At 63.6% G+C, this 26,249-nt stretch carries 27 protein-coding genes; 14 read left to right on the forward strand and 13 right to left on the reverse strand.

Annotated elements, in window-relative coordinates; all coding sequences use genetic code 11:
• Nucleotides 1–90: 90 nt before the first annotated feature.
• Nucleotides 91–462, reverse strand: coding sequence for a response regulator (locus tag ABID58_RS20995; protein WP_148753775.1), 372 nt, complete (start codon nt 460–462; stop codon nt 91–93).
• A gap of 240 nt (nt 463–702) precedes the next feature.
• Between ABID58_RS20995 and ABID58_RS21000 the strand changes: the two genes are divergently transcribed.
• Both ABID58_RS21000 and ABID58_RS21005 read left to right on the forward strand, forming a co-directional pair.
• Nucleotides 703–1,353 carry a protein-L-isoaspartate(D-aspartate) O-methyltransferase gene (locus ABID58_RS21000; protein WP_148753776.1) on the forward strand — a complete coding sequence of 217 codons (651 nt, stop codon included), beginning with the start codon at nt 703–705 and terminating at the stop codon, nt 1,351–1,353.
• A 109-nt stretch (nt 1,354–1,462) separates the two neighbouring features.
• Nucleotides 1,463–2,851 carry a peptidoglycan DD-metalloendopeptidase family protein gene (locus ABID58_RS21005; protein WP_354034324.1) on the forward strand — a complete coding sequence of 463 codons (1,389 nt, stop codon included), beginning with the start codon at nt 1,463–1,465 and terminating at the stop codon, nt 2,849–2,851.
• Between the two features lie 94 nt (nt 2,852–2,945).
• On the opposite strand, the gene ABID58_RS21010 is transcribed toward ABID58_RS21005, so the two are convergent.
• Nucleotides 2,946–3,938 (reverse strand): ATP-binding protein, encoded by a 993-nt coding sequence (locus ABID58_RS21010; RefSeq protein WP_354034325.1) that lies wholly within the window; start codon nt 3,936–3,938, stop codon nt 2,946–2,948.
• Nucleotides 3,939–4,117: 179 nt separating this feature from the next.
• On the opposite strand from ABID58_RS21010, the gene yajC reads away from it, so the two are divergent.
• Genes yajC through ABID58_RS21040 form a run of 6 tightly spaced genes read left to right on the forward strand, consistent with a single transcriptional unit; the run spans nt 4,118 to nt 9,756 of the window.
• Nucleotides 4,118–4,486, forward strand: a complete 369-nt coding sequence (gene yajC / locus ABID58_RS21015; RefSeq protein ID WP_148753779.1) for a preprotein translocase subunit YajC — start codon at nt 4,118–4,120, stop codon at nt 4,484–4,486.
• Between the two features lie 47 nt (nt 4,487–4,533).
• Nucleotides 4,534–6,132 carry a protein translocase subunit SecD gene (gene secD / locus ABID58_RS21020; protein ID WP_148753780.1) on the forward strand — a complete coding sequence of 533 codons (1,599 nt, stop codon included), beginning with the start codon at nt 4,534–4,536 and terminating at the stop codon, nt 6,130–6,132.
• Nucleotides 6,133–6,142: 10 nt separating this feature from the next.
• Nucleotides 6,143–7,162, forward strand: coding sequence for a protein translocase subunit SecF (gene secF / locus ABID58_RS21025; protein ID WP_354034326.1), 1,020 nt, complete (start codon nt 6,143–6,145; stop codon nt 7,160–7,162).
• Between the two features lie 60 nt (nt 7,163–7,222).
• Complete coding sequence (locus ABID58_RS21030) at nt 7,223–7,606, forward strand: Mth938-like domain-containing protein (RefSeq protein WP_148753782.1); 384 nt, start codon at nt 7,223–7,225, stop codon at nt 7,604–7,606.
• Nucleotides 7,603–8,466: a phytoene/squalene synthase family protein gene (locus ABID58_RS21035; protein WP_354034327.1), complete on the forward strand. Its 864-nt coding sequence runs from the start codon at nt 7,603–7,605 to the stop codon at nt 8,464–8,466. The genes ABID58_RS21030 and ABID58_RS21035 overlap by 4 nt, the downstream gene beginning before the upstream one ends.
• Before the next feature lie 45 nt (nt 8,467–8,511).
• Nucleotides 8,512–9,756 carry a threonine ammonia-lyase gene (locus ABID58_RS21040; RefSeq protein ID WP_148753784.1) on the forward strand — a complete coding sequence of 415 codons (1,245 nt, stop codon included), beginning with the start codon at nt 8,512–8,514 and terminating at the stop codon, nt 9,754–9,756.
• 6 nt (nt 9,757–9,762) lie between these two features.
• On the opposite strand, the gene ABID58_RS21045 is transcribed toward ABID58_RS21040, so the two are convergent.
• The 5 genes from ABID58_RS21045 to ABID58_RS21065 form a co-directional block, all read right to left on the reverse strand.
• Complete coding sequence (locus tag ABID58_RS21045) at nt 9,763–10,941, reverse strand: aminotransferase class V-fold PLP-dependent enzyme (RefSeq protein ID WP_354034328.1); 1,179 nt, start codon at nt 10,939–10,941, stop codon at nt 9,763–9,765.
• A gap of 90 nt (nt 10,942–11,031) precedes the next feature.
• Nucleotides 11,032–11,589: a CAP domain-containing protein gene (locus ABID58_RS21050; protein WP_354034575.1), complete on the reverse strand. Its 558-nt coding sequence runs from the start codon at nt 11,587–11,589 to the stop codon at nt 11,032–11,034.
• A 94-nt stretch (nt 11,590–11,683) separates the two neighbouring features.
• Entirely contained in the window at nt 11,684–12,778 is a 1,095-nt protein-coding gene (locus ABID58_RS21055; RefSeq protein WP_187435149.1) for an AMP-binding enzyme, read from the reverse strand.
• A gap of 7 nt (nt 12,779–12,785) precedes the next feature.
• Complete coding sequence (gene trmFO / locus ABID58_RS21060) at nt 12,786–14,213, reverse strand: methylenetetrahydrofolate--tRNA-(uracil(54)-C(5))-methyltransferase (FADH(2)-oxidizing) TrmFO (RefSeq protein ID WP_148753787.1); 1,428 nt, start codon at nt 14,211–14,213, stop codon at nt 12,786–12,788.
• Between the two features lie 126 nt (nt 14,214–14,339).
• Nucleotides 14,340–14,492, reverse strand: a complete 153-nt coding sequence (locus ABID58_RS21065) for a DUF1127 domain-containing protein (protein WP_007590701.1) — start codon at nt 14,490–14,492, stop codon at nt 14,340–14,342.
• Between the two features lie 630 nt (nt 14,493–15,122).
• Between ABID58_RS21065 and ABID58_RS21070 the strand changes: the two genes are divergently transcribed.
• Entirely contained in the window at nt 15,123–15,449 is a 327-nt protein-coding gene (locus tag ABID58_RS21070) for a hypothetical protein (protein WP_187435156.1), read from the forward strand.
• Between the two features lie 80 nt (nt 15,450–15,529).
• Here the strand turns inward: ABID58_RS21070 and ABID58_RS21075 are convergent, their stop codons facing one another.
• The gene (locus tag ABID58_RS21075) at nt 15,530–16,354 is read right to left on the reverse strand and encodes a lytic murein transglycosylase (RefSeq protein WP_354034330.1); all 825 of its coding nucleotides are present in this window, start codon (nt 16,352–16,354) and stop codon (nt 15,530–15,532) included.
• A gap of 162 nt (nt 16,355–16,516) precedes the next feature.
• The gene (locus ABID58_RS21080; protein ID WP_354034331.1) at nt 16,517–17,419 is read right to left on the reverse strand and encodes a DUF2189 domain-containing protein; all 903 of its coding nucleotides are present in this window, start codon (nt 17,417–17,419) and stop codon (nt 16,517–16,519) included.
• A 333-nt stretch (nt 17,420–17,752) separates the two neighbouring features.
• On the opposite strand from ABID58_RS21080, the gene ABID58_RS21085 reads away from it, so the two are divergent.
• Nucleotides 17,753–18,166, forward strand: a complete 414-nt coding sequence (locus ABID58_RS21085; RefSeq protein WP_148753791.1) for a DUF3597 domain-containing protein — start codon at nt 17,753–17,755, stop codon at nt 18,164–18,166.
• A gap of 55 nt (nt 18,167–18,221) precedes the next feature.
• Here ABID58_RS21085 and ABID58_RS21090 read toward each other — a convergent pair whose 3' ends face one another.
• Nucleotides 18,222–18,497, reverse strand: coding sequence for a GNAT family N-acetyltransferase (locus ABID58_RS21090; RefSeq protein WP_148753792.1), 276 nt, complete (start codon nt 18,495–18,497; stop codon nt 18,222–18,224).
• Between the two features lie 300 nt (nt 18,498–18,797).
• Here ABID58_RS21090 and ABID58_RS21095 point away from each other — a divergent pair, with 300 nt between their 5' ends.
• Nucleotides 18,798–19,196: an SPW repeat protein gene (locus ABID58_RS21095; RefSeq protein WP_148753793.1), complete on the forward strand. Its 399-nt coding sequence runs from the start codon at nt 18,798–18,800 to the stop codon at nt 19,194–19,196.
• Between the two features lie 50 nt (nt 19,197–19,246).
• Here the strand turns inward: ABID58_RS21095 and ABID58_RS21100 are convergent, their stop codons facing one another.
• A complete protein-coding gene (locus ABID58_RS21100; protein ID WP_354034333.1) occupies nt 19,247–19,522 on the reverse strand; it encodes a GNAT family N-acetyltransferase in 276 nt (91 codons plus the stop codon).
• Between the two features lie 207 nt (nt 19,523–19,729).
• Nucleotides 19,730–20,095, reverse strand: coding sequence for a hypothetical protein (locus ABID58_RS21105; RefSeq protein WP_354034334.1), 366 nt, complete (start codon nt 20,093–20,095; stop codon nt 19,730–19,732).
• A gap of 179 nt (nt 20,096–20,274) precedes the next feature.
• Here ABID58_RS21105 and ABID58_RS21110 point away from each other — a divergent pair, with 179 nt between their 5' ends.
• From ABID58_RS21110 to ABID58_RS21120, 3 genes are all read left to right on the forward strand, one after another.
• Nucleotides 20,275–21,882 carry an acyl-CoA synthetase gene (locus tag ABID58_RS21110; RefSeq protein ID WP_354034335.1) on the forward strand — a complete coding sequence of 536 codons (1,608 nt, stop codon included), beginning with the start codon at nt 20,275–20,277 and terminating at the stop codon, nt 21,880–21,882.
• A gap of 9 nt (nt 21,883–21,891) precedes the next feature.
• Complete coding sequence (locus tag ABID58_RS21115; protein WP_354034337.1) at nt 21,892–22,752, forward strand: PCC domain-containing protein; 861 nt, start codon at nt 21,892–21,894, stop codon at nt 22,750–22,752.
• 105 nt (nt 22,753–22,857) lie between these two features.
• A complete protein-coding gene (locus ABID58_RS21120) occupies nt 22,858–23,655 on the forward strand; it encodes an AAA family ATPase (protein ID WP_354034338.1) in 798 nt (265 codons plus the stop codon).
• 174 nt (nt 23,656–23,829) lie between these two features.
• Here ABID58_RS21120 and ABID58_RS21125 read toward each other — a convergent pair whose 3' ends face one another.
• On the reverse strand, nt 23,830–25,899 hold the full coding sequence (locus ABID58_RS21125) for a DUF1217 domain-containing protein (RefSeq protein ID WP_354034340.1): 2,070 nt from the start codon (nt 25,897–25,899) through the stop codon (nt 23,830–23,832).
• Nucleotides 25,900–26,249: the final 350 nt, after the last annotated feature.

Consider the following 26,249-nt stretch of genomic DNA (forward strand, 5'->3'; position numbering starts at 1 on the left):
GCCCGCCGGCCTCCCGTCCCGGCGGGTAGCTTGAATCACCAAAACGCTGATTTGTGAATCCCCAACGATTCAGTCAGATGGGCTAACGCTCTAGCCGGTGCGAAGCGCGGCTTCGATGGTCTTGCCGAGCGCGTCGAGCTGAAACGGCTTCTGCAGCGCTGGCCGGTCGCGATATTGCTCGGGCAGGCCCGACGAGCCGTAGCCGGTGGCAAAGATGAACGGGCAGCCCTTTTCCCTGATGAGATCGGCAACCGGCGAAATGACCTTGCCGTTGACGTTGACATCGAGGATGGCGATGTCGAACTCGGTGGCTTGGACCAGCCGCAGGGCCTCGTTGATATCGCCCGCTTCCGCCGCGACCTTGTAGCCGAGCTCCTCCAGCATATCCGCGACCATCATTCTGATCATGACCTCGTCCTCGACGAGGAATACAGAGCGGCCCGAAAGCCCGGTCGCGGTCATTGTCGTTGAGTCCTTGCCCATCTCCGGAAAACGTTCGCAGATAACATGAATCGACGCAATGCGCGTTTCGGCCGGCGGACGCGCGGAAATGCGTTTGCGGCTGGCCCGCTGCAAGCCGATTTGTGGTCAAATACCGCAGCGAAAGGCTATCATAGGTTCCTGAGCAGGAACAGGATTCTTGCCCGGGCCTGAGCGACGCGTGCGACGATCCGGCCCTCTGACGAGACGATATAAGCAGCGATGACCTCCAACCAGCCCCCGCCGGAAAAGATGATGTTTCAGCTCACGCTGAGGCGTCGCGGCATCAGCAATCAGACCGTGCTGCGGGCCATGGAAGAGGTGCCGCGCGATCTGTTCGTCGAAGCGTCCGATCGCGACGCCGCCTATCGTGACAGCGCGTTGCCGATCGCCTGCGGGCAGACCATCAGCCAGCCATTTGTCGTCGCCTACATGACCGAGCAGCTTCAGCTCCAGAAGCAGCATCGCGTGCTCGAGATCGGCGCCGGCTCCGGTTATCAGGCCGCCGTGCTGTCGCGGCTTTCGCGCGAGGTGCTGACGGTCGAGCGCTACCGCAAGCTTGCGGACGCCGCGCGCGCCAGGCTTGAAAAGCTCGGGTGTCACAATGTCGAGGTGATGCTGGGCGATGGCCTCAATCTGCCACCCAACATCGGCCCGTTCGACCGCATCATCGTTACCGCCGCGGTGGAGCAGATTCCGGAGAACCTCGTCGAACGGCTCGAGGTCGGCGGCATCCTGATTGCGCCGGTCGGGCCGCATCAGGGCGTGCAGACGCTGACCCGTCTCAGCCGTACCGAAGCCGGGATCGAACGCAGGGAACTCGTGGAGGTCCGTTTCGTGCCGGCGCTGCCCGGCGTGGCGCGGGAGCTGTAGAATTCCGGATCGGCTGTGCTGCCAACATCTTATTGGGAGGGTTAAGCCGTTATTTACTCGCGACGTGTTTACTTAAAAGACCAGTTCTGTTGCGTACGAGTGAGTAACCATGTCTGTTGTCGCCGAGTTGCTTTACTCGCGCCGCGTACCGCAGGTCGCGGTGCTGGCGCTGATTTCCTTCAGCTTCGCAGGGTGCAGTGCCGACATGCAGTCGAGGCTGTCCCAGTCGAACTTCTCCAATCCCTTCTCTGAATCGACCGGTTCGGTCCAGCAGGCCCCGCCGCCGCAGCGTGAGCTGCCGCAATATGCACGGCCGCAGACCCAGCCCGGCTACTATCAGTCTCAGGCCTTGCCGCCGCCGGCTGTCGCTGCGCCGCAATCCTATCCGGTTGCGTCGGGTGGGGGCGTCTCCGGAGGCGGTCGCGGCCTCGGCTCCTACACGCCGCCGGCTCAGCCGCGTCTTGAAGCCACCGGCACCGTGCCGCCGCGCTCAGTTGCAGCTGCCCAGCCCGTCGGCGGAACCAAGATCATCGTCGGCACCAGCGACACGCTCGACGTGCTCGCCAAGCGCTACCATGTGAGCCCGCAGGCGATCATGGCCGCCAACGGCTATAAGGGGCCGCGCGCGCTCTCGCCTGGCCAGCAGCTGGTCATCCCGCATCCGGGTGCAACGGCTGCTGCACCGGCGCCGGTCACGGCTCCGGTTGCGGCGGCTCCCGCAATGGCGAAACCGGTTGCCGCCGTCGCTGCGCCATCGAGCTACCACTTCGTCAATCACGGTGACACGCTCGCCAGCATCGCGCGCAAGAACCATATCTCCGCGGCCGAGCTCGCTCGCGCCAATGGTCTCGAGCCGTCGACCAAGCTGAAGCTCGGCACCAAGCTGACCGTGCCGGGCGCCAAAACCGCAGCGGTTGCCGCTCCGCTTGCTCCGGCGCCTGTCGCCGCGGCCCCCGTGGCGGCTGCGCTGCAGCCGGTTGCGGCCGCTCCCGCACCGACCACCAGGATGGCCGCTGTTGCCCAACCCGCGCAGAGCGCGCGCCTGGCTCAGGCCACCACGAATATCGAAGAGAAGGCCGCCGAGACGCCGGCGAAAGCGGCAGAGACCACCAGCTCGTTGCCGACCTTCCGCTGGCCGGTGCGCGGCAAGGTGATCACGAGCTACGGCGCCAAGACCAACGGCAAGTCCAATGACGGCATCAATGTCGCGGTGCCCGAGGGTACGCCGGTCAAGGCGGCAGAAGACGGTGTCGTTGCCTATTCCGGCAACGAGCTGAAGGGCTACGGCAATCTCGTCCTGGTTCGGCACTCCAACGGCTACGTCACCGCATATGCCCATGCGAGTGAGCTGTTGGTGAAGCGCGGCGATCCCATCAAGCGCGGTCAGGTCATTGCCAAGTCGGGTCAATCCGGGGAGGTGGCGTCGCCGCAGCTCCACTTCGAGATCCGTAAGGGATCGAGCCCGGTTGACCCGCTTCAATTCCTGAACGGGGCGTGAGGCCCTAGGGCCTCGTTTCCACATCAAGTCGAGCCCAATGATCGCCCGCCTTGTGCGCAGCGCACTGGAGCGGGCGATCATGTTTTTGAAGACGCTACTTGGTCGCGAGCTTCACGCCGAGCCGTCCGGCCAGCTCCTGCACGAATTGCCAGGCGACACGGCCCGAGCGCGAGCCGCGCGTCGTTGACCATTCCAGCGCCTCGCGCTCCAGCGCCTCATCGTCGACCTTGACGCCGAAATGGCCGCAATAGCCGCGCACCATGGCGAGATATTCGTCCTGGCTGCAGCGGTGGAAGCCAAGCCACAGGCCGAAGCGGTCCGACAGCGAGACCTTTTCCTCGACCGCTTCGCCGGGATTGATCGCGGTCGAGCGCTCGTTCTCGATCATCTCGCGCGCGAGCAGATGGCGGCGGTTGGAGGTGGCGTAGAGGATGACGTTCTCGGGCCGGCCCTCGATGCCGCCTTCGAGCACAGCCTTGAGCGACTTGTAGGATGCATCATTGCCGTCGAAGGAAAGGTCGTCGCAGAACACGATGAAGCGGAAGGACGAGGCGCGCAGTTGCTCCATCAGGGCCGGCAGGCTCTCGATGTCCTCGCGGTGGATCTCGATCAGCTTCAGCTTGTCGGCGGGTTTGCGGTCGGCGTTGATGCTGGCGTGAGCCGCCTTCACCAGCGAGGACTTGCCCATTCCGCGCGCGCCCCACAGCAGGGCGTTGTTGGCGGGCAGGCCGTTGGCGAACCGCTCGGTGTTCTCCATCAGAATGTCGCGCACCCGGTCGACGCCCCTAAGCAGGAATAGCTCGACGCGGCTGACCCGCGGCACCGCAGCAAGGCGGCCGTCGGGGTGCCAGACATAGGCGTCCGCCTGTTTGAACGACTCGCGCGCGACAACCGGGTTGCCCTGGGCGGCGAGGTGCGCCGCAATGGTCTCCAGTGCGCGGACGATGCGCTCCTGGGAAAGGTCCTCGGAGGCCTTGAGGGCCGCCCTTGAGACCGCCTTGGGGCGTTTTGCCGCGACCTGGGCGGGCTTGGTGGCAGGGGTACAGGGGCCTTTGCCGGCCGGGCTTTTGCTTGGTTTTTTGGGCATGTCCGAAGTTCCTGAGAATGCAGCCTTATCGGGCCTGATGGCCGGCCGCAAGGTGGCCAAATCGACGGTCTGGCAGCGTTGCAATTGGGGCAATGGCCGCTATAGTCCGCGCGAATTTGACCGGACCGGTCGCCGCAAGGGCCTGACCGGCTTCCCCTGTTTCCACAAGGATCGTCCGAATGTTCATTACCCCTGCGTATGCCCAGGCCGCGGGCGCCGGTGACACCAACAGCATGTTGATGTCGCTGCTGCCGTTTGCCCTGATCTTCGTGATCATGTACTTCCTGATTCTGCGCCCGCAGCAGAAGAAGGTGAAGGACCACGCCGAGCTCGTGAAGAACATCCGCCGCGGCGACACCGTCGTGACCTCGGGCGGACTGGTCGGCAAGGTCACCAAGGTGGTCGATGACGACCAGATCGAGTTCGAGATTTCCGACGGCGTGCGCGTGCGCCAGATGCGGTCGATGATCTCGGGCGTGCGCGCCAAGGGCGAGCCGGCCAAGGACAGCGCGAAGGAAAGCGCCAAGGACGACGCCGCGGCGAAGTAAGCGCTTCCGCGAGTCTCTCAAATCTCCTGATCTGACAGGTCCAGTCGATGTTGTATTTCACGCGGTGGAGGGCGCTCGGGATTATCCTGACAGCGCTGATCGTGTGCCTCTGCGCGGTCCCGAACTTCTTCCCCGAAGCGCAGGTCAAGACCTGGCCCGCCTGGGCCCAGCGCCGGCTCGTGCTCGGCCTCGACCTTCAGGGCGGCTCCTATCTGCTGCTCGAGGTCGATGGCAATTACGTCAAGAAGGAAAAGCTCGACCAGGTCCGCGACGACGTCCGCCGCGCGCTGCGCGAGGCGAAGATCGGCTATACCGGCCTCGTGACCCGCGGCGACACGGTCGAGGTCCGGGTCAAGGATACCGATCTCCAGGCCGCGCTGACCAAGCTGCGTGACCTCTCGCAACCGATCGGCGGACTGCTCGGGTCGAGCACCCAGCGCGACCTCGACATATCCGATGCCGGCGGCGGGTTGATCCGTCTGGCGCTGTCGCAGCCTGCCATGGTCGAGCGCATGCGCAAGACCATCGAGCAGTCGATCCAGATCGTCGAACGCCGCGTCAACGAGCTCGGCACCGTCGAGCCGGTGATCCAGCGTCAGGGCAACGACCGCATTCTGGTGCAGGTCCCGGGCCTTCAGGACCCGACGCATCTGAAAGAGCTGCTCGGCAAGACCGCCAAGATGGAATTCCGCATGGTCGACACCTCGGTGCCGCCGGACCAGGCGCAGCGCGGTGGAGTGCCGCCGGATTCTGAGCTGCTGATGAGCCAGAACTCGCCGAAGGTGCCTTACGTCGTCAAGAAGCAGGTGCTGGTCTCGGGCGCCGAGCTCACCGATGCGCAGCCCGGATTTGACCAGCGCACCAATGAACCGATCGTCTCCTTCCGCTTCAACTCCACTGGCGCCCGCAAATTTGCGCAGGCCACGCAGGAGAACGTGGGTCTACCGTTCGCGATCGTGCTCGACAACGAGGTGATCTCGGCACCTGTCATCCGCGAGCCCATCACGGGCGGGCAGGGGCAGATCTCGGGCAGCTTCACGGTCCAGGCCGCCAACGATCTTGCGATCCTGATGCGCGCCGGCGCGCTGCCGGCGCCGCTCACGGTGGTCGAAGAGCGCACCGTCGGTCCGGGCCTCGGCCAGGATTCGATCGAGAAAGGCGAGCTTGCGGCCTATGTCGGCTCGATCATGGTCATCGTGTTCATGCTGCTGACCTACCGGCTGTTCGGCGTATTCGCCAACATCGCGGTGGCCATCAACGTCGCCATGATCTTCGGCCTCTTGTCGCTGCTCAACGCCACGCTGACGCTGCCCGGCATCGCCGGCATCGTGCTCACCGTCGGCATCGCGGTCGATAGCAACGTGCTGATCTACGAGCGCATCCGTGAGGAGCTGCGCAGCGGCCGCAACGCGATCTCGGCGATCGACGCCGGTTTCAAGCGGGCGCTCGCGACCATCCTCGATTCCAACATCACCACCTTCATTGCCGCCGCGGTGCTATTCTATATCGGTACCGGCCCGGTGCGCGGCTTCGCCGTGACGCTCGGCATCGGCATCATCACCACGGTGTTCACCGCCTTCACGCTGACCCGGCTGATCGTCGCCGGGTGGGTGCGGTGGAAGCGGCCGCAGAGCGTGCCGATCTAGGAGCCTGACCGTGACTCACATTGTTCTCATCGGGCTCGGCATCCTCATTGCTGTCCTCACCGTGGTCTCGGTGTTCGGCCTGCTGCCGTCGCTGCGCATCGTCCCTGACGATACGCATTTCGACTTCACGCGCTTCCGTCGCATCAGCTTCCCGATCTCGGCGGCGCTGTCGATTGTCGCCATCACGCTGTTCTTCACCCATGGCCTGAATTTCGGCATCGACTTCCGCGGCGGCACGCTGCTGGAGGTGCGGGCCAAGTCGGGCACCGCCGACATCGCGGCGATGCGCACGACACTGGATGGCTTGCGCCTGGGCGAAGTCCAGATCCAGCAAATCGGCGGTCCCGCGGACGTCCTGATCCGTGTCGCGGAGCAGCCGGGCGGCGACGCCGCGCAGCAGGAAGCCGTGCAGAAAGTCCGCACGGCGCTAGGCGATTCCTTCGAATATCGCCGCGTCGAAGTGGTCGGCCCGCGCGTCTCCGGCGAGTTGCTGGCCTTCGGCATGCTGGGCCTGATGCTCGCAATCGTGTCGATCCTGATCTACCTCTGGTTCCGGTTCGAATGGCAGTTCGCGCTCGGCGCCATGATCGCCAACGTGCACGACATCGTGCTGACCATCGGCTTCATGTCGATCAGCCAGGTCGACTTCGATCTCACCAGCATCGCGGCGCTTCTGACCATTCTCGGTTATTCGCTCAACGACACCGTCGTCATCTATGACCGCATCCGCGAAATGCTGCGGCGCTACAAGAAGATGCCGATGCCGCAGCTGCTCAACGAGTCCATCAACTCGACGCTGTCGCGCTCGATCATCACCCACTTCACGGTGACGCTGGCATTGCTGGCGCTGCTGCTGTTCGGCGGTCATGCCATCCACAGCTTCACGGCCGTCATGATGTTCGGCGTGGTGCTGGTAGGCACCTACACCTCGATCTTTATCGCAGCCCCGATCCTGATCTATCTCGGCGTCGGCGAGCATCGCGAAGACGCAGTCGAAGTGACTACGCCGGCGAAGAAAAGCAAGGCGTGATCCGAACCGCAGGCCCTCGCATGAGTTTGCGAGGGCAGTCAGCCCATTCGGACGAAGCTCATGGCCGGCGATCCCAACGCTCCCCATTTCCCACGCTCGGCGCCGATCGAGGCCTATGGCAAGGGCGGTTTTGCCTTTGCCGGCATGTCGCATCGGGGTTCGCTGCTGTGCCTGCCTGACGCGATCTGGGCCTGGGACGTGACCGATCCCGCCAGGATCGACCGTTATTCGCTGGATCGGGTTTTTGCGGCCGCCAACAGCATCGACACGCTTCTGGTCGGGACCGGAACCGGCGTCTGGCTGCCGCCGCCGGAGCTGCGCCAGGCGCTGAAGGCGGTGAGGGTGGTGCTGGACACCATGCAAACCGGGCCGGCCGTGCGCACCTATAACATCATGATCGGCGAACGGCGCCGCGTCGCGGCTGCGCTGATTGCCGTACCATGAGCCGCGCTACGACGCCGCCGGACGCCGTGACATTCTGCGCCGACCTCGTGCGCAGCCACGACTTTCCACGCTATGCCGCGACCCTGTTTGCGCCCGCCGCCGAACGTCGGGCGCTGCTGGCGCTCTACGCCTTCAATGTCGAGATCGTCCGCGTCCGCGATCAGGTGAGCCAGCCCTTGCCCGGCGAAATCCGCTTTCAATGGTGGACCGATCTGTTCTCGGGCCTCGTTCACGGCAGCGCCGAGGGCAATCCGGTGGCGGCCGAGCTGTTGCGCGCGATCCGCGATTTTGGCCTGCCGGTCGAGCCGTTGTCGCTGCTCGTCGACGAGCATCAGTTTGATCTCTACAACGATCCGATGCCGACCATGACGGCGCTTGAAGGCTATCTGGCGGCGACGTCTTCGGCCTTGTTCGCGCTCGCGGCGCGGATCTTGGGCGAAGCTTCGGATGCGAGCGAGCACCTCGCGCGGCACGCCGGGTTGGCGCAGGGCATCGCGCAGGTGATCGCGAACCTGCCGCGGGACTCGGCCAATCGGCAATTGTTCCTGCCGCAGCAATTCCTGACCGGCCATGGCTGTGGCATCGAGGACGTGTTCGCCGGCAAGCAGACGCCGCATCTGAATGCCGTGCTGGATCAGCTCATGGACGAAGCACGGCAGCATCTGGCGACGGCCTCATCCCTGCTGGCGCAGGTGCCGCCGTCGGCGCGGGCGGCATTCCTGCCGCTAAGCCAGGCGCGGGCCGATCTCGATCGCCTGTCTCGGCCGGGGCGCAATCCTTTCGCGCCGCAGCCGGTGTCGCGGTTGCGCACGTTGTGGACGCTGTGGCGGGCTTCACGATCCCGGGAATTTACCAAATAGCGGTTGGCTTATCGCCCGAGACGGCCGAATGCTCTATGCTGTCCCATGGCTGAATTGTCCCAAACTGCAGTCCCCGATCTGAGCGGCATTCCGGTCGCACCTGGCGACATTCGAGCCGCCGCTGAGACCATCCGGGGTGCCGTCGTCGAGACGCCCTGCAGCTACAGCCGGACGCTGAGCAACATTTACGGCTGCGAGCTCTGGCTCAAATTCGAGAACCTCCAGTTCACATCGTCGTTCAAGGAGCGTGGCGCACTGAACCGGCTCACGGCGCTGACGCCGGAGGAGCGGGCGCGCGGCGTCGTCGCCATGTCGGCGGGCAACCACGCGCAGGGTGTCGCCTATCATGCCAAGCGGCTCGGCATTCCCGCCACAATCGTCATGCCGGTGGGCACGCCGATGGTGAAGGTCGAGAACACCAGGCATCATGGTGCCGAGGTGGTCGTCACCGGCGCGACGCTTGAGGAGGCGGCTGCGTTTGCGCGAAGTCACGGCGAAGCCCGCGGCATGATCTTCGTCCACCCCTACGACGATCCGCTGGTCATTGCGGGGCAGGGCACGGTCGGGCTGGAGATGCTCCAGGCGGTGCCGGAGCTCGATACGCTGGTCGTCCCGATCGGCGGCGGTGGCCTGATCAGCGGCATCGCCATTGCGGCGAAATCGATCAAGCCGTCGCTGCGGATTCTCGGCGTCGAGGCATGGCTCTATCCCTCGATGTACAACGCCGTCCATGGCGGCAATCTGCCGGCGCGCGGCGATACGCTCGCCGAAGGCATCGCGGTCAAATCGCCGGGCAAGATCACCACTGAAATCGTCCGCAGACTGGTCGACGACATCGCGCTCGTCAACGAAGCCGAGCTCGAGCGTGCAGTCGCAACCCTGATCTCGATCGAGAAGACGGTGGTCGAGGGCGCCGGCGCCGCGGGCCTTGCGGCGATCATGTCCGATCCCACGCGCTTCGCCGGCGAGAAAGTTGGTCTGGTCCTGAGCGGCGGCAACATCGACACTAGGCTGATCGCCTCGGTGCTGACGCGCGAACTCGCGCGTGAGGGGCGGCTGACCCAGCTCTCGCTCGATATTCCTGACAGGCCGGGCCAGTTGGCCGCGGTCGCCGCGCTGCTGGCGGAGGCCGGCGCCAACATCATCGAAGTCTCGCATCAGCGAACCTTCTCGGACCTGCCGGCCAAGGCCACGCTGCTGCAACTCGTCATCGAGACCCGCGACAGCGCACATCTCGACGAGGTCATGGCCAAGCTCGGCGCATCCGGACTGAGCGCGCGCTGCACCTGAGCCCCTCTATCGCGGCGCCAGACCCGTGAGGTGGGCGATCAGCCGATCGATCTCGGCTTCCGTATTGTAGTAGTGCGGAGACGCGCGCACGACCACCGGCAGCGCGCGGACTTCGGCGTCGATGCGAGTGCTCGACGGATGCGAGGCGCCGATGGTGATGCCGGCCGCGGCGGCGCTGCGGACGATCGCCTCCGCCTCATGCCCCTCCATCGTGAAGCTGACGATCGCGCCCGGCGCACCGCCGAGGTCGCGAACGGTGATGCCGCTGATTGCGCCGAGGCCATTGCGGAGACGGCCCGCCAGCAGGCGGCAGCGCTGCTCGATCGGGCCGAGGCCGATCGCCAAGGCGTAATCGACGGCGGCGCCGAGGCCGAGCCGGGCCGTGTAATTGTTCTCCCAGGTCTCGAACCGGCGGGCATCGTCGCGGAGCTGATAGTGCTCCCGCGAGACCCAGGGCGCCGCAAAGTGGTCGATCATCGGCGGTTCAAGCTGTTGCAGTACCGGCTTGCGGACGTAAAGGAAGCCGGTACCGCGCGGCCCGCGCAGGAATTTGCGCCCCGTGGCCGACAGCATGTCGCAACCGATCGCTTCGACGTCGACCTGCATCTGGCCGACCGCCTGGCAGGCATCGAGCAGATAAGGAATGCCGCGTGCGCGCGCGATTCTGCCGATGGCTGCGGCGGGATTGACCAGCCCGCCATTGGTCGGAACCCAGGTGATGGCGATCAGCTTCACGCGGTCGTCGATCATGCGTTCGAGCGCCTCGATGTCGAGCTCGCCGGTCGCGTCGCTCGGCACGACATCGATGACCGCGCCTGTGCGCTTGGCGACCTGCAGGAATGCGACATAATTGGCGGCGTATTCCGCCTCGGCGGTCAGGATCCGGTCGCCGGCGCGAAACGGCAAGGCATAGAACGCCATCTGCCAGGCGACTGTCGCGTTCTCCATGAACGCGATCTCGTCCGGAGAGGCATTCAGCAGTCGCGCCACCGAGCCGTAGACCGCATCAAGTCGCTCGGACTCGCGGTCCGCGGCGGCATAGCCTCCGATCTCGCTCTCGAGATCGATATGCTGCTTCATCGCTGTGACAACGGCCGTCGGCATCAGCGCCGCGCCGGCATTGTGGAGATAGGCGAGCCGGGAGGCGGCCGGTGTATCGGCGCGGATTTGGTCGATGTCGATCAAGTGTGCCTCCGCGTCTTGCGATCTCTGCGCTTGAAATAGACGCGCCTGAGAACGCGAGCAAGATGGCGGGTCGCGAAGCCAGGCTTCGCCTCAGATGCAGAGGCCCAGCAGCTTGATATGGCAGTTGCCGGATTTGGGCTTGCTGGCGGACGTAACCTCGCGTTTCACGGCCACCAGCGGCTCGCGGTCCTTTCTGCCTTTGCCCGGCTTCGGCTCGTAGTCGCCGGCGATCACCATGGCCCAATAGGTGCGCTTGCCGCTGGCGTTCTTCGCGCTGGCGATCCCGACACGGGAGGCGTTGTGCAGCAGCAGGTTCTTGCGGTGCCCGGAGGAATCGATCCACTGTCCGAGCGTCTTCTCGAAATTGTCGTAGCCATAGGCAATATTCTCGGCGGCGCGGCCCGCTCTCGATGGCGCGACGCGCTTGTTGAACGGGCCGAGGGCGTCGTGGCTGAGATCATCCTTCTCCGCCATCGCACGGGCTTGGTCTATAGCAATGCGGTCGAGGGTTGTGTCGCGTACGACGCGGCCCTCACCGTGCTTCAGCCGGAAGCTGGAGATCTGTTCGGCAGGGGACTCCGCGGCCATCACGGGTGCGGCCGCCAGCAGCACGAGACCTGCGATCAGCAGGGCCGCGCAGCGCCTCATGGTCCCCCAGCGATTCATCGTTCCCCAAGTCAGCGTGATCCCCGGCTTCTCCACCGGCATTGTGGACGCTTCAAGGCGCGCTGCACCTCGTCGTCTAACTGGTGGGCAGGTCCGCCTCGAAATTGAAGCGATCCCGCAGGTTCTTGCGCTGCTCCAGGATGTCCTTGAGGAAGGCGCGATCCTGATCGTTCTTCATCATCGGCTCGATCAGGTCGAGCTGGTTCATGGCGACCAGTTGCAGGATCTCGGTGCGCGGCTTGCCGCTGGTGTCACGCGGAAGCGCGTGCACGACCTGGATGTGTTCCGGCGGCTTTGGCCCCTTGGCGGCCGTGAGTTCGTTGCGGAGCTGTCCTTCAAGCGCAGCCTGATCCGCCTCCACGAACGCATAGAGCCCCACGCCCGAGCGGCGGTCGGCAAAGGCGACGATGGCGGCGTCACGGACAGCGGGGTTTTGGCGGATCAACTCGGCCAGCACCGGTGCGTCGTTGACGAGGCGACGGCCGCCGCCCTCGCGGTCGGTGAAGTTGAACAGGCCGCGGGTGATCGCGCGGTAGACCTTCTTTCCGGTGGCAAGCCACAGGCTCGCGGCGAACGATTTCTTCGCGAGAATCTTTCGCTCGCGCGGCGTCAGCGCCTCGGGCGCGTAGGAGCGCTTGTGCTTGAGCAGATGCCGGAGGTCTTCGTAGGCGAGGATGCGATAGAGCCGGCCGCGCCGGTTGAAGCAGGCCGCAAGCTGGAAGTCGGTCACATAGGCGCGGCCGTCGCGGCCGACCAGCCAGTTCTGTTCCTTGGCGAGGTCGTTGTGGCAGATCCCGGCGCGGCGCAGCCTTCGCAGCGCTACCTTGGCCGAGCGGAAATAGGCGAGATCGCCATGGGGTTTTGCCAGATGCAGCGCGACGCCGTCGACGAAGCCGCGCGCAAGAGCGCGGCGGCCGGCCCAGAGCAATTCAGGGCCAACATTGAGGCCTTTGGCGAGCGCCAGCGCGTGCTTCTCGCGCGCGAAAAGATGACGCGCCAGCAGGAACGACCACCACGGCACCTCGTCGAGCCGGCGCAGCACGGCGTCAACTTCGCCGCTGTCGCCACGGAAGCGGCCGCGCTCGACGGTCGAGAACACGTCGCGCTTGAGCAGCACGCCCTCGGTCCAGCGCGCCGAGAGCACCGCGGCGTCATCTTTGGGAAGATTCATTGAAAACTCACGCCGCGACGGCAATGCGCAAATGATCGGCGATCCAGCGATCGAGATCGGCAAGCGCCAGAGCGCTCATCGCCTGCTTCTTGGCCACCGTCTTCTCGTTGCCGCGCAGCCGGGTGCCGTCGGGCTTCTTCGTCGGCGCGGTCGCGAGCGGCGGGAACAGGCCGAAATTGATGTTCATCGGCTGGAACGAGCGGGTGCCCGGCTCGATGGTCTCGATATGGCCGCCGGTGATGTGGCCGAGCAGGGATCCGAGTGCCGTCGTGCCCGGCGGGCTCGCCAGTGTTTCGCCGCGCACGTCGGCTGCCGCATAGAGGCCGGCGATCAGGCCGACGCTGGCGGATTCCACATAGCCTTCGCAGCCCGTCATCTGGCCGGCAAAACGCAACCGCGGCTGCACGCGCAGGCGCAACTGGCTGTCGAGCAGCTTTGGCGAGTTGAGAAAGGTGTTGCGATGCAAGCCGCCGAGGCGGGCGAACTCAGCCTTCTCCAGCCCGGGAATGGTGCGGAAGATGCGCTGCTGCTCGCCGTATTTCAGTTTCGTCTGGAAGCCGACGATGTTGTAGAGCGTGCCGAGCTTGTTGTCCTGGCGCAGCTGCACGATCGCGTAGGCCTTGGTCATGGGATCGTGCGGGTTGGTGAGGCCGACCGGCTTCATCGGGCCGTGGCGTAGCGTCTCGGGGCCGCGCTCCGCCATCACCTCGATCGGCAGGCAGCCGTCGAAATAGGGCGTGTTGGTCTCCCACTCCTTGAACTCGGTCTTCTCGCCTGCGATCAGCGCGGCAACGAAGCCGTCATACTGCTCCTTGGTCATGGGGCAGTTGATGTAGTCGGCGCCGTTGCCGCCGGGGCCGACCTTGTCGTAGCGCGACTGGAACCAGGCCACCGACATGTCGATGGATTCGCGGTGCACGATCGGCGCGATCGCGTCGAAGAAGGCGAGCGCGTTCTCGTCGGTCAGCTCGCGGATGGCATCGGCCAGCGGCGCGGAGGTAAGGGGACCGGTCGCGACGATGACGTTGCTCCAATCGGCCGGCGGCAGACCTTTGACCTCGCCGCGGGCGATCTCGATAAGCGGATGGTCGTTGAGTGCCGTGGTGACGGCCGCAGAGAAGCCGTCACGATCTACCGCCAGCGCGCCTCCGGCGGGCACCTGGTTGGCGTCGGCCGCGCGCATGATCAGCGAGTCGAGCCGGCGCATCTCGGCATGGAGCAGGCCGACTGCGTTGTTGGCGGCATCGTCCGAGCGGAATGAATTGGAGCAGACGAGCTCGGCGAGCCCGTCAGTGCGGTGCGCCTCGGTCATGCGATCGGGCCGCATCTCGTGCAGCACCACGGGCACGCCTGATTTCGCCACCTGCCAGGCGGCTTCGGAACCGGCAAGGCCAGCGCCGATGACGTGCACAATATTGGATAGGGGTCCTGTCATGGGGCGGACAGGTAGCGCTTTTCGGCGGTCAGTGGAATCGCCGAGATCGAGTTTTCTGCCACTGGATGCGACAACGCCCGCACGAGGCGGGCGCTATCGGTTGGTCCGGTGAAGGGCTGAACGATATCAGCCCTGATACTGACCGGCGGCAACGCGCGGGATGTCCGAGCGATCGAGACCGATGTCGGCCAGTTCGCGATCGCTGAGCTGGGACAGCTCGGCAACATTGCGCTGATAGTCCCGGAAAGCCTGGATCATGCGGATGAGCGAGAGCAGCATTGGTAGTCTCCTGTAGTTCGATTCAGCCCTTGCCCGGGCGTCGTCGTTGAAATGAATATAGGTGAGAGTGGTGCGCTGCGAAAGTTCCGATGTTGCGATGCAGCTAAGCGAAGAACGCATGGCATCGGTAAGAGACGCTTAACCTGTCGGCAGTCCCGCCCGCCAGCCAGGCGAAAATCCTCACATGATACAACAAACGTCCGTGAATTCACGGGTTTATAGCAATTTGTGCGGTTCCGGCAGTGATGGAAATAAGTTGCATTTCCGCGACCATCAAGGGCGATACGCCAGCTTGTAGACCCAAGTCTCCCATGCGCGATTCGCATGAATCGGGAAATCTATAGAAATGAACCTATAATCAAAATATCGTTGAAGCCCTGGTGATTTGAGAAAGGGGGCGCCGCAACGATTCTCTAGTCTTCTGGGGCGGGACCCCGCGTGGCCGCCTCGCCGACTGAAGTGACCGCGCCTCCCTCGTTGATGCGGTGCACACACGTCGCGCGTGCAGATCCGGATTACAAAGTTGTAATGAAAATCAGAAATTTCGCATGCAGCTCTGCGCGGCGCGCAACATCACGCAATTCTCGCGGGGAATTTATTGCGGCAAGTTGCCGCGTCGGCAGCAAAGTCATGTTGCAGATTCCGGCAATGTCGCTGGGTTTGTCCCAAGAACAAGAGAAGGAAAGTAACATCATGACGAAGTTACTCGGGGTTATCGCAATTGCCGCCGTGGCATTCGCCGTCGCGCCGGCCCAGGCCGCCAAGCACAGCATGGGCGGCTGCAGCGGGGCCAATCTGGAAAAGACGGAGACCGCGATCGAGGCCATGCCCGACGGCGACGGTAAGTTCGTCGCCGAGAAGGAGATCACGGCAGCGCAGGACTCCATGCTCAATGGAAAAATGGGTGCGTGCGGCATGCACCTGAACAAGGCGATGCAAGCCACCATGGGCAAGTAAGCGGGTAGGTAAACGCAAACCCAAGAGAGGGCCGGTCGCAGGGCGATCGGCCCTACGCGTTTTGTGTCCGGACGTGTGCTTTAGGGTGCGTGGGCGAGCTGGGTGGCAAAATAGGCCACCGTCTTGGAATAGACCTCGCTCTTGTTCCACTGCTGGAGCACCGCGAAGTTCGGGCTGCCCGGCTGCCAATCCTTACCCTTCTGCCAGCCATAGCCCGCAAGGTAGTTCGCCGTGGAGGCGAGCACGTCGGGGGCGTTGTGCAACAGGTCGCGCTTGCCGTTGCCGTCGAAATCGACGGCGTATTTCATCCAGGATGATGGCATGAACTGGGTCTGGCCGAGCTCGCCGGCCCAGGCGCCTTTCATGTCGGACGGCGCGAGATCGCCGCGCTGGACGATACGCAGCGCGTCCATCAGCTCGCCGCGAAACTGCTCGGCGCGTCGGCAATCGTAGGCCAGAGTTGCCAGCGAGCGGATCGTCGCGAACTTGCCGGTGTTGACGCCGAAATCGGTCTCGAGGCCCCAGATCGCGACCAGGATCTCGCCCGGCACGCCATAGGTCTGCTCGATGCGCGACAGCACCGAGCCGTATTGCTTCATCATGTTGGAGCCGCGCGTCATCCGCGGCGGCACCATGCGACCGGAAAACTCTTCGAAGGTCTGGGTGAAGACCTTTTGCGATTTGTCACGGTTCAGCACGCTCTGGTCCAGCGTCACGCCGGCAAGCCCGGCGGCGATCGCCTGCTGTGAGATGCCTTTGGCCGCGGCCTCGGTTTTGAAATCCGCGAGCCAGGCGTCGAAATTGCCCGAGCCGCAGGCGACCGCAGAGAGTGCGGGTTCGGCGGACAGGACTGACGCGGAGAGGGCGAGGGCTGCGAGAGCGAGACGAGAAATCGTCAGGGTCATTCGAGTAAATTGATTCCGTGAAGTGGCATGACCGGCGGCGGCAATCTCGGTTGTAACCGCGGCCAAAGCAAGGCGCACGACATTAACCGACCCGCCCGGAGGTCCCCGCGGCGGGATCGGTTGTAACAAGATCGTCAGGCGCAAGGTCGTCAGGCGTCGGCCCTATTCCCTATTCCGCCACGGGAAAAGATTGGCGGGGAAATCGGCCGCCGGCTTGCGCGGACGCTGCGGCGGAGGCGGCACCGGCCGTGCACCGGGCTCGGAGACGATGACCTTGCGGTAGAGATGCCAGGTGGCGTGGCCGAGCAGGGGAATGACGACGGCGAGCCCGAGGAATGCGGGGATCGTTCCGAGCGCCAGCAGCACCGCCACGATCAAGCCCCAGGCCGCCATCGGCACCGGGTTTTTGGCGACGACGCGCAGCGAGGTCACCATCGCGTCCAGAGCGCCGGCATGTCGGTCGAGCATCAGCGGGAATGAGACGGCGCTGATGCAGAGCGCGGCGAGCGCGAACAGGAAGCCCGTGCCGCAGCCGACCACGATCAGCCACCAGCCCGGTGATGTCGTCAGCACGCGCGTCACGAAATCCGAGATTCCGGTCACGCCCTCATAGCCGAATGCAGCAACATAGATCGCCTGTGCGGTCGCGACCCAGGTCACGAACAGCGCGAGCAGCAGCGTGCCGAGGCCGAGCATGGCGCCGAAGGAGGGCGAGCGCAGCACCTCCATCGCATCCCAGGCGCTGGCCTCTTCGTAGCGTTCGCGACGGCTCGATAGCTCATAGAGGCCAAGTGCTGCGAACGGGCCGATCAGGGCGAAGCCCGCGGCCAGCGGAAACAGCAGCGGTATCACCGAATGGCCCATTGCGACGCGTGCGATCACGAGGCCGAGCACCGGATAGATCACGCAGAGGATAATGGCGTGGCTCGGAACGGCCTTGAAATCTTCCCAGCCGCGCTTGAGCGCATCGTGCAGGTCGGAAAGTTGGATGGTTCGGATCACCGGTCCAGCCGCGTCTGCGGTCTGGCCCTTCCTAGGGACATTGCCCTGATAGACTGTGGCCATGGTCGGCTTGCTCCCTTGCCATGCAGCCGAATTCGGCGCCGGCAACGGCGCAAGCGGCCGCTTTTCTGAGTTTCGCGAGTCCAACCCGACGCGAATTCCGGATGGCATCGCGAGCTGAGCGAGAAGCGTACGCCGATTTCCGAGTCCTGTCCCTCACGCTTGGGTGAGATTCGTTGCCGCAGTGCAACCTCAATGATGTCATCCGGTCGTCATTTCGCCGCAGATAAGCTCATGCTGTTTGTGGTTCGCGGAACTTCGCGGGCGCAGCGACGTAACTTCATCTATAAGTGGCCACTCAGGGCCTTCCAACGGAATCCTATTCGGGGAGCAGACATGAGCATTTTCGGGAAAATCATGGGCGCAATCTTCGGCAGCCATCCGGCTTCCGCTGCGCCCGCCGGCGGCGCACCCGCGGGCAGCACGCCTGCTGGGGCCGCGCCGGGCGGATCGGCGCCAGCGTCTGCGCCGGCTGCCGCGCCTGCGGCAACGGTGGATGTCGCTGCGATCGTCGACGCAGCCGTCGCCGCGCACAAGGGCGAGAAGCTGGAATGGCGCACCTCGATCGTCGACCTCATGAAAGCGCTCGACGTCGATTCGAGCCTTGCTGCGCGCAAGGATCTCGCCAAGGAGCTCGGCTACAGCGGCGACATGAACGACTCCGCCAGCATGAACGTCTGGCTGCACAAGCAGGTGATGTCCAAGCTCGCCGCCAATGGCGGCAAGCTGCCGCCTGAAATCAAGCACTAACCGACGAGCATCGGTCGACGCGAAGGGACCCGTGATCTCGCGGGCCCTTTTGCGTTCAGGCAACGAGATCTGCATCCTCCGGATGCTTGTCGAGATAATCGACGACGAAACCGCAGCCCGCGATCACCTTCCTGCCGTCGCGGCGGATCAGGTCGAGCGCGCCCTTGATCAGCTCGGAGGCAATGCCGCGGCCGCGCAGAGCGCGCGGCGTCTCGGTGTGCGTGATGATCACAGCCGACGGCGTCTGCCGGTAGTTGGCGAAGGCCAGCTCGCTGCCGACATCGAGTTCGAAGCGGCTCCCGTCCTTGTTGTCGCGTACCGATGCCGCCATGCCTGATCCTTCCGAAGCGGTGTTTGTTCCCTGATCTAGGCGCCTGACCCCTCCCTTGCCAAGGCGCAACCAAGCGCCGAGGGCGGTCCCGCGTGGAAGACTGTGTCGGGCTGACCGGCACTATTCCCTAACGCCAGCCTCGCTCGCGCGCAAAAAATGTTGGTCCGTCTTGCAATCGTGCATCGGTTCCCCACGTCTTCCCACAGGACATACGCCCGAGTGCGGCCGGCATGGTCGCTAGACATTCGGAGTGTCATGGTCGCCAGCCGCTGACGTGTGCCTCTTTTGTAGGAGGGTACGATGTCGGACTTTGGTTTCTTGAATACTCATCGAACATGGGAAGACTGGTGCGGGATGCTGCTCGGCGCGCTGATTGTCGCGTCGCCGTGGTTTCCCATCCAGGATCGCTCAGGGATCGTCGGACACGAGACGATGGTCCTGAACACGGTCGCAGTCGGCCTAGTCATATTTGGCCTCAGCCAGCTCGAATATGTCGCCTTGCAGCGCTGGCAGGAGGTGGCGACGATCGTGGTCGGGCTGTGGCTCATCGTCTCGCCCTTGGTGGTCGGCTATTCCGGCGAAGGTTTTCTTCGGGTCTACCACACGAGTCTCGGCGCGGTGGCGGTGGTCCTCGGCGTGCTCCAGTTGTGGCAGGACTGGGATCTGAGTGACCAGGATATGCTGAAGCATGGGCAGTAGGCTGTGGATTTTCGGCGGGCCCGTCGTGCGATCGGCGGGCCTGCGCTTGCTCATCTCTTCACCAGATCCGCATAGTCCGGGTGCTTCTCGATCCATGCCTTCACGAACGGGCATTCCGGTATCAGCTTCAAGCCGGCCGTGCGGACCTGGTCGAGCGCACCTTGCACCAGCCTTGAGCCGACGCCTTTGCCGCCGAGCTCCTTCGGCACGTCGGTGTGCTCGAAGGTGATGACATTGCCGTCGATCTTGTAATGCTCGGTCGCGAGATGGCCCTCCACCTCGAGCTCGTAACGGTGGTGGGCCCTGTTATTGATCACGTCACTCATGATATCTCCGGTCAGCTCTTCAGCGCGTCTGCACGAAGTCGTAACGCACGATTTGGTCGGCGGGTTGCGGTCGATGCGGTGGCCGATGATGGTCATCGCGAGCGTCGTCTTGTCGGCCTCCGTGTTCTCCGCGTCAATCCTGAACGACTTTACGTCGAGTTCCTGCGAATTGGTGACGGGATAGAAATCGAGTACGCGCGGTTCGATTCAATCGGCCGCCTTGGCGAGGCGAGAATCTTCCGGCTGAGGTTTGGCGCGGAGACAGCCCTGGCAGATGACGAGCGAGCGATTGACCTTGGCGTCCTGCTCGGCCTCGATGCCGTCCTGGGCCTGCCACCATTCCTTCGAATAGGGCTGGAACGCGGCTTGCGACTTGGTACGCTCGGATGCGGCGGCCGTGCGTGTTGCTCGCGACGGCTGGGCGGTACGTGGCTGATTGGGATCTTCGCCAGCGCCATCCCAGGCATAACGCGCGGGCCTGAAGGCAGGATCGGAGGTGAGATGAGCTTGTGGAGCGACAGCACAGCCGGCAAGCGCCAACGTGAGCAGGAGAACGACGGGCGCTTTGACCATGATGCAGCACTCTGTACGCAGATACTGAGCGAGGTTGCCCCCATCATGTTTAAAATTCCTTGAACGAGCGCGTGGATGACATGGCCGCCGGTGGCCTTGCTAGGCCACTCCCGATGGCGATAAATGGGCCCCAATGAGCGGGCGGCTTGCGTGCCGTCTGCCGTCAAAGAGGAAACCCGATGCAGCCGCTCCGCATGTCCCGCCGCGTCATGAATCTCGCTTACATGCTGACCCAGAATGCGCGGCGGCATGGATTGCGTCCCGGTTTCGTCTGGGGTGACAAATCCTGGACCTGGCGCGAGATCGATGCGCAAGTTTCCGCACTGGCGGCTGCGCTTGCGGCGCGCGGCATCGCCAAGGGCGACCGCATCCTCGTTCATTCCAAGAATGGCGACGAGATGTTCTTCTCGATGTTCGCGGCTTTCCGGCTGGGCGCGGTCTGGGTGCCCACCAATTTCCGCCTGATGCCGGATGAGGTGGCCTATCTCGCACAGGCCTCCGGCGCGAAGGGATTTTTGTGCCATGTCGATTTTCCCGAGCACGCGGTGGCCGTGAACGGCGGCGCGCTGGAATTCACCTGGAGCATCGACGGCAAGGCATCGTTCGCCGAGCGCTCGGTGGCCGACGCCATCGTTGCGCAGGCAGGCCAAGTGGTCGAGAACATTGCGGTCGAGCACGATGATCCCTGCTGGTTCTTCTTCACCTCCGGCACCACCGGCCGCTCCAAGGCTGCGGTGCTGACCCACGGCCAGATGGGTTTTGTCGTCACCAACCATCTCGCCGATCTCACCCCCGGCGTGACGGAAGCCGATGCGTCGCTGGTGGTGGCGCCGCTGTCGCATGGCGCCGGCGTGCATCAGCTGGTGCAGACCGCGCGCGGCGTCTGCACCGTGCTGCTGCCGACCGAGAAATTCGACATCGACGAGGCGTTCCGTCTGATCGCGGCGCACCGTGTCAGCAATCTCTTCACGGTGCCGACGATCTTGAAGATGATGGTCGAGCACCCCGCTGCCGACAAATACGATCATTCCTCGCTGCGCCACGTGATCTATGCCGGCGCGCCGATGTATCGTGAGGACCAGAAGGCCGCGCTGAAGAAGCTCGGCAAGGTCATCGTGCAGTATTTTGGCCTCGGCGAGGTCACCGGCAACATCACGGTGCTGCCGGCGGCGCTGCACGATCCCGAGGACGGCCCGCATGCGAAGATCGGCACTTGCGGCTTCGAGCGGACCGGCATGCAGGTCTCGATCCAGGACGACGAGGGCCGCGAGCTCAAAGCGAACCAGAGCGGCGAGATCTGCGTGATCGGGCCTGCGGTGCTCGCCGGCTACTACGATAACCCCGAGGCCAATGCTAAGGCGTTCCGCAACGGCTGGTTCCGCACCGGCGATCTCGGCCACATGGACGAGGAGGGGTTCGTCTACATCACCGGCCGTGCGTCGGACATGTACATCTCCGGGGGCTCCAACATCTATCCGCGCGAGATCGAGGAGAAGATATTGACGCATCCTTCGGTCGGCGAGGTCGCCGTGCTCGGCGTGCCCAATGCGACCTGGGGCGAGGTCGGCGTCGCCGTCTGCGTCGCGCGCGACGGCGAGAAGCCGGTGAGCGAAGCCGAGATGGCGGCGTTCCTGCTGCCGAAGGTGCCGCGCTACAAGATGCCGAAACGGTTCTTCTTCTGGGAGGCGCTGCCGAAATCCGGCTATGGCAAGGTGCCGAAACGCATGGTGCGCGACGAGCTTGAGGCGCGCGGGCTGCTCGATCTCGACAAGACCGAGACGGGCTGAGTTTACGTGATGCGGAGTATCAGGCAGCCGGGCGCGCCCGTCACCGAGCGTATCCAGTGGGTGGAGGCGAGGGGGCGTTCCTTTTCGTTCACGCTTCCAGCCGGCTTGCCGCTGCTCGAAGCCGCGCGCCGCGGTTTTGCCGCGGAAGGGTTTGCGAGTGGCGTGCTGAATTTTGGCCACGGTGCGCTCGGGCCGTTCGGCTATGTCATGCCGGCGCTGTCGAAGACCAGCGAGAACGCGGCGTTCTACAGCGAGACGTATCGGCCCGCAGGCGTAACGCGCACCAGGCTCGGCAGCATGACGCTCGGCATGCGCGACGGCGCGCCGTTCTATCATTGTCACGGGTTGTGGACCGAGGCGGACGGCAAGGCGAGCGGCGGCCACATGTTGCCGGACGAGACTGTTGTCGCCGAGCCGTTCGAGGTCGAGGCCTTCGGCATCGACGGCGCGATGTTCACCGCCGAATCCGACCCCGAGACCAATTTCAAGTTGTTCGGGCCGGTCGTGGCCGCAAGCTACGGTGTGCGTACGACCAACCGGGCCTTTGCGCTGCGGCTGCGCCCCAACCAGGATTTTGCCTTCTGCCTCGAGGCCTTCTGCAAGACGCACGGCATTGCACGTGCGAAGATCCACGGCGGTGTCGGCTCGACCATCGGCGCGCGCTTCACCCATGGCGGCGTGACCGAGCCGTTTGCCACGGAGCTGGCGATAACCGCCGGGACGATTGCATCCGGTGCGTCCGGCGCGTTGGAAGCGGCGCTCGACGTCGCCCTGATCGACTATACCGGCGGTATCGCCGAGGGGCGTCTGATCCGCGGCGACAATCCCGTGCTGATGACCATGGAGCTGGTGCTGGAGGCATTGGGATAGTCAAGCCTGGGACTTGCGGTGCCCTACAGATGCCACTTCCATGAAGTTGCTGTTCCTGATATGTTCCATTGCAGGTTTCAGTTGGGACTGAGCGGGGGCAGGTACATGAGCCGGACACGACGCCGTCAAACTACGCTGCGTGCGCCCTATCTCAGGCGCGTCTGGCTCGACCGCGCGCAGGTCGAGGACTGGGAGGCCTATCCATTCTGTCTTCCGGTCTTCAGGGACGAGTTCGATCATAGCTTCGACGCCGCGGTCACGATCATCGTCGGCGAGAACGGGGCCGGCAAATCGACCATCCTCGAGGGCATTGCGGGGATTGCCGGCTTTGCCAGCACTGGCGGCCGCAAGGGTTTTCGGGAGATCGAAGGCGGCGGCATCGAAATCACCGGCGAAGAGCTGTCGTCTGCCCTGCGAGCGGCGTGGGTGCCGAAGGTGACCGACGGCTGGTTCTTTCGCGCTGAGACGTTCTTTTCTGTCGCGCGCTATCTCGACCGCTCGGCCGTGAGTGCCGCAGAAGCTATGGAGGGCGTGTTTGGCGCGAGCGTTCATGAGGCGCCGGACTATCTTTCCTTTTCCCACGGTGAGGGCTTTCTGGTGTTCTTCGAGGAGCGCTGCCAGAAGCAGGGCATCTACATCTTCGACGAGCCGGAATCGGCGCTGTCGCCGGCGCGGCAAATGGACTTCCTCAAGTTGCTGCATCGCATGGATCTCTCCGGCAATTGCCAGGTGATCATGGCCACCCACGCGCCGCTGCTGATGGCCTATCCCAATGCGCAGCTGCTGCGGCTCGGCAAATATGGGCTCGAGCCGACAAGTGTGGAGCAGACCGATCATTACCGGGTGATGCGGGAGTTTTGCGCCGATCCGCGCGGCTTCGTCGAGGCGACGCTGGCGGAATAGGCGAGGGGGCGCAATCAACAAATGCTCTCTCAATCGTCATTGCGAGCGCAGCGAAGCAATCCAGAATCCCTCCGCAGCGATAGTCTGGATTGCTTCGCTGCGCTCGCAATGACGGCTTGTAGTACCTGCTTGGTCCTTCCATTGGCGCTTGAAATCGCGGATACGATCGGCCGATCACCACGGGCTGGCGCGCATTTTCGCCATGGCCAGATATGTCGATTCACTGAAGCCTGATGTCCCCGAGCTCGATCCTTGAAAGAGGTCGAGCACGGGCGAGTACGTCTGACTGGCGTTCCTCGCGTCGTACATGGCCGAGAAGCGGTTCAGCAGTTTTGCAACTTTGCTGGGATCGCCGAGATCTTTCAGATTCAGATATTTTTCCACGATCTTGGCCTGCTGATCGATCTGCATCGACGCCATCTGATCAGGCAAATCGAAGGTGGTCCGAAACACCTCTGAAAGCGCCTTGTCGGCAAGAATGTCGTAGGCGGACGTGATGTGTCCGGCCATGCGCTGGAAATACAGCGCCAGACGCACGCCGGGATTCGTATCGCCCTGCTGCTGCTCCAGGCTTTGCTCGAGATAGTTCTTTTGCGTTGCCAGAAATTGATCGCGCTTTTGCGGGCCCACCATCGGAAGGCGCGCGACGTCACCGTTTTTATCGAAATTGAATGACGCCGCGATCTCGGCAAAACGCGGGTCGCTCTCGGTGTTGGCGAAGCTCTTGGGATCGCTCAGATCAGAGCCGAAGATCTTCTTGAGATAGGCGGTGGTCACTTTCGCAGGGTCCAGACCCTTGGCGACAAGGATGAAGTCGACCATCTTCCTGTTCGCAAGCAGGTCGGAAACGCTGTCGATGTCGCCTATCGACTGTTGATAGTCCGTCGCATCTTTCTGAGCTTGAGCCTTGATCTTCGCCTGGTCCTGCGCATTTGCGAATTTTATTTTCGCAATGATGTAGTCCTTGGCGATATCGAGGACTTCGGCCGAATCCTGAGCCGCGAGGGGTGTCGTCAGATTGCCCTTTGCGTCGAAATTGAACGCGCGCGCGAGCTTGACGTATCGATCGTCCTTGAGCGAATAGACGTAGCTCTTGGGGTCGTTGAGGTCGCTTTCGAGAACGGCCTTCACGGTGGACTGTGGGACCTGTGTAGGATCGAGGCCGACGGCCGCCAGCGAAAAATTATACGCGCCTGGTGTGGACACCAGCGTCTGGAGCGAAGTTACATTGGGGATGAATTTTCTGAATTGTGCGATGACCAGAGCTTCCTGCAACGGGCTTGCCGCCGAGTAGACCGCCGACTTGCTCTCGTCGAAGCTCTGGTTCGTGCTTGCGAGGTTTGCTGCGGTCTGCGCAGGTGTACCCGCTGGAAGCGACCCGTCGGCGGAAAACGCGAACGTGCCGGCCAGATCCATGAAGTGGCCGGTCGTCGCGATGGCGTCGTTGGTGCTGGATATGCTGCTCACGGCGGTCTGCAGGCGATATCTTTCGACCAATATCTGCACGTTCAGTTGATTGACGTCAGCGCCGGGCTGCGACAGTTGCGTCGTGTAGCCGGCAATCTTCGAGCTGGCGTCGGTTGCATCCGATTTGGCTTGAGCAAGCTGGGCGTTCAGGCCATTCAGCTGAGACGAGAAGGTGACATTGACGTAGCTGTTCGGATCGGATGGATCGCTGGACAAGACCTGCTTGATCGTATCACGCGGCCACTTGCTTTGATCGATCCCGAATGCCGAAGCGACATAGTTGCGAAGACGGTCGTCGTTGAGAAGCTGGTCGGCGCTGGTCACCGTGCCGATCGTGGCATTGTAGTATTTCGTATCGGCGGCAACTGCATCGACGTTGCTCTTCATGGCTGCCGTGTACAGCCCGATGATGTCGTCGGTCTGGCTGTCTGATTGCGCAACCTTCGTTTCACCGCCACCGAAGGAAAATGCCGCGGCAAAATCCCGGTAGCGCTTGTCGATCAGCGTGTTGGCAAAGCTCTTTGAGTCCGAGAGATTGCTCTGCAGCACTTTCTTCAGGAAAGCTTTGGCGTAGGCCATGTCTTCCAGGCCATAGGCTTTCGTGACGTAATGATACAGGCGATAGTCATTCATCAGATCGTCTACGGTGTGCACCTTGCCGATGTTGGCCTTGTAGTAGGCGGCATCGCTCGATACGTCCGATTGCTGCGCCACCCGCGTCAGGGTCTGTGCGAGATTGCGCGTGACGTAGCTGTAGCCAAAATAGGTGGACACCATGGGGAATTCCTGACGGCGCGGCGGCTCCTGGACGTCCGTCAATCATTGCCGGGTCGCAAGGCAGGAACTGGCCTCATGCCAGCAGACAGAAACATTGTTACAATTCATTGCTGCGATTCTGAACGACAACCTCAGGTACGATTTTGCGTCCAAGTGCCGCATCGTATGGATCGCTCCCGCAAGCCTCCCGCAAGCAAAACGTGAGTAAGCTTCATCGTCCCATTGGAATCTGCAATTGCGGACACGCTTTCACGTCCTCGCGGCACATCGTGCCCGAGCTTTGCGGCCGTTGCCGCCCTCGAAAGTGCCGAGGGCGCAGGGAAGACCGGGTGCCGGCTGGCACCCGCGGT

The sequence above is a fragment of the Bradyrhizobium sp. S3.2.6 genome, from assembly GCF_040546885.1.
GTDB lineage: Bacteria > Pseudomonadota > Alphaproteobacteria > Rhizobiales > Xanthobacteraceae > Bradyrhizobium > Bradyrhizobium cytisi.

Excerpts from the sequence above, each read along its gene's own strand:
- ABID58_RS20995 (WP_148753775.1), bottom strand. The coding sequence starts at position 462 with ATGACCGCGACCGGGCTTTCGGGCCGCTCTGTATTCCTCGTCGAGGAC.
- ABID58_RS21000 (WP_148753776.1), top strand. The coding sequence starts at position 703 with ATGACCTCCAACCAGCCCCCGCCGGAAAAGATGATGTTTCAGCTCACG.
- ABID58_RS21005 (WP_354034324.1), top strand. The coding sequence starts at position 1,463 with ATGTCTGTTGTCGCCGAGTTGCTTTACTCGCGCCGCGTACCGCAGGTC.
- ABID58_RS21010 (WP_354034325.1), bottom strand. The coding sequence starts at position 3,938 with ATGCCCAAAAAACCAAGCAAAAGCCCGGCCGGCAAAGGCCCCTGTACC.
- yajC (WP_148753779.1), top strand. The coding sequence starts at position 4,118 with ATGTTCATTACCCCTGCGTATGCCCAGGCCGCGGGCGCCGGTGACACC.
- secD (WP_148753780.1), top strand. The coding sequence starts at position 4,534 with ATGTTGTATTTCACGCGGTGGAGGGCGCTCGGGATTATCCTGACAGCG.
- ABID58_RS21030 (WP_148753782.1), top strand. The coding sequence starts at position 7,223 with ATGGCCGGCGATCCCAACGCTCCCCATTTCCCACGCTCGGCGCCGATC.
- ABID58_RS21035 (WP_354034327.1), top strand. The coding sequence starts at position 7,603 with ATGAGCCGCGCTACGACGCCGCCGGACGCCGTGACATTCTGCGCCGAC.
- ABID58_RS21040 (WP_148753784.1), top strand. The coding sequence starts at position 8,512 with ATGGCTGAATTGTCCCAAACTGCAGTCCCCGATCTGAGCGGCATTCCG.
- ABID58_RS21050 (WP_354034575.1), bottom strand. The coding sequence starts at position 11,589 with ATGAGGCGCTGCGCGGCCCTGCTGATCGCAGGTCTCGTGCTGCTGGCG.
- ABID58_RS21055 (WP_187435149.1), bottom strand. The coding sequence starts at position 12,778 with ATGAATCTTCCCAAAGATGACGCCGCGGTGCTCTCGGCGCGCTGGACC.
- trmFO (WP_148753787.1), bottom strand. The coding sequence starts at position 14,213 with ATGACAGGACCCCTATCCAATATTGTGCACGTCATCGGCGCTGGCCTT.
- ABID58_RS21065 (WP_007590701.1), bottom strand. The coding sequence starts at position 14,492 with ATGCTGCTCTCGCTCATCCGCATGATCCAGGCTTTCCGGGACTATCAG.
- ABID58_RS21070 (WP_187435156.1), top strand. The coding sequence starts at position 15,123 with ATGTTGCAGATTCCGGCAATGTCGCTGGGTTTGTCCCAAGAACAAGAG.
- ABID58_RS21075 (WP_354034330.1), bottom strand. The coding sequence starts at position 16,354 with ATGACCCTGACGATTTCTCGTCTCGCTCTCGCAGCCCTCGCCCTCTCC.
- ABID58_RS21080 (WP_354034331.1), bottom strand. The coding sequence starts at position 17,419 with ATGGCCACAGTCTATCAGGGCAATGTCCCTAGGAAGGGCCAGACCGCA.
- ABID58_RS21085 (WP_148753791.1), top strand. The coding sequence starts at position 17,753 with ATGAGCATTTTCGGGAAAATCATGGGCGCAATCTTCGGCAGCCATCCG.
- ABID58_RS21090 (WP_148753792.1), bottom strand. The coding sequence starts at position 18,497 with ATGGCGGCATCGGTACGCGACAACAAGGACGGGAGCCGCTTCGAACTC.
- ABID58_RS21095 (WP_148753793.1), top strand. The coding sequence starts at position 18,798 with ATGTCGGACTTTGGTTTCTTGAATACTCATCGAACATGGGAAGACTGG.
- ABID58_RS21100 (WP_354034333.1), bottom strand. The coding sequence starts at position 19,522 with ATGAGTGACGTGATCAATAACAGGGCCCACCACCGTTACGAGCTCGAG.
- ABID58_RS21105 (WP_354034334.1), bottom strand. The coding sequence starts at position 20,095 with ATGGTCAAAGCGCCCGTCGTTCTCCTGCTCACGTTGGCGCTTGCCGGC.
- ABID58_RS21110 (WP_354034335.1), top strand. The coding sequence starts at position 20,275 with ATGCAGCCGCTCCGCATGTCCCGCCGCGTCATGAATCTCGCTTACATG.
- ABID58_RS21115 (WP_354034337.1), top strand. The coding sequence starts at position 21,892 with ATGCGGAGTATCAGGCAGCCGGGCGCGCCCGTCACCGAGCGTATCCAG.
- ABID58_RS21120 (WP_354034338.1), top strand. The coding sequence starts at position 22,858 with ATGAGCCGGACACGACGCCGTCAAACTACGCTGCGTGCGCCCTATCTC.
- ABID58_RS21125 (WP_354034340.1), bottom strand. The coding sequence starts at position 25,899 with ATGGTGTCCACCTATTTTGGCTACAGCTACGTCACGCGCAATCTCGCA.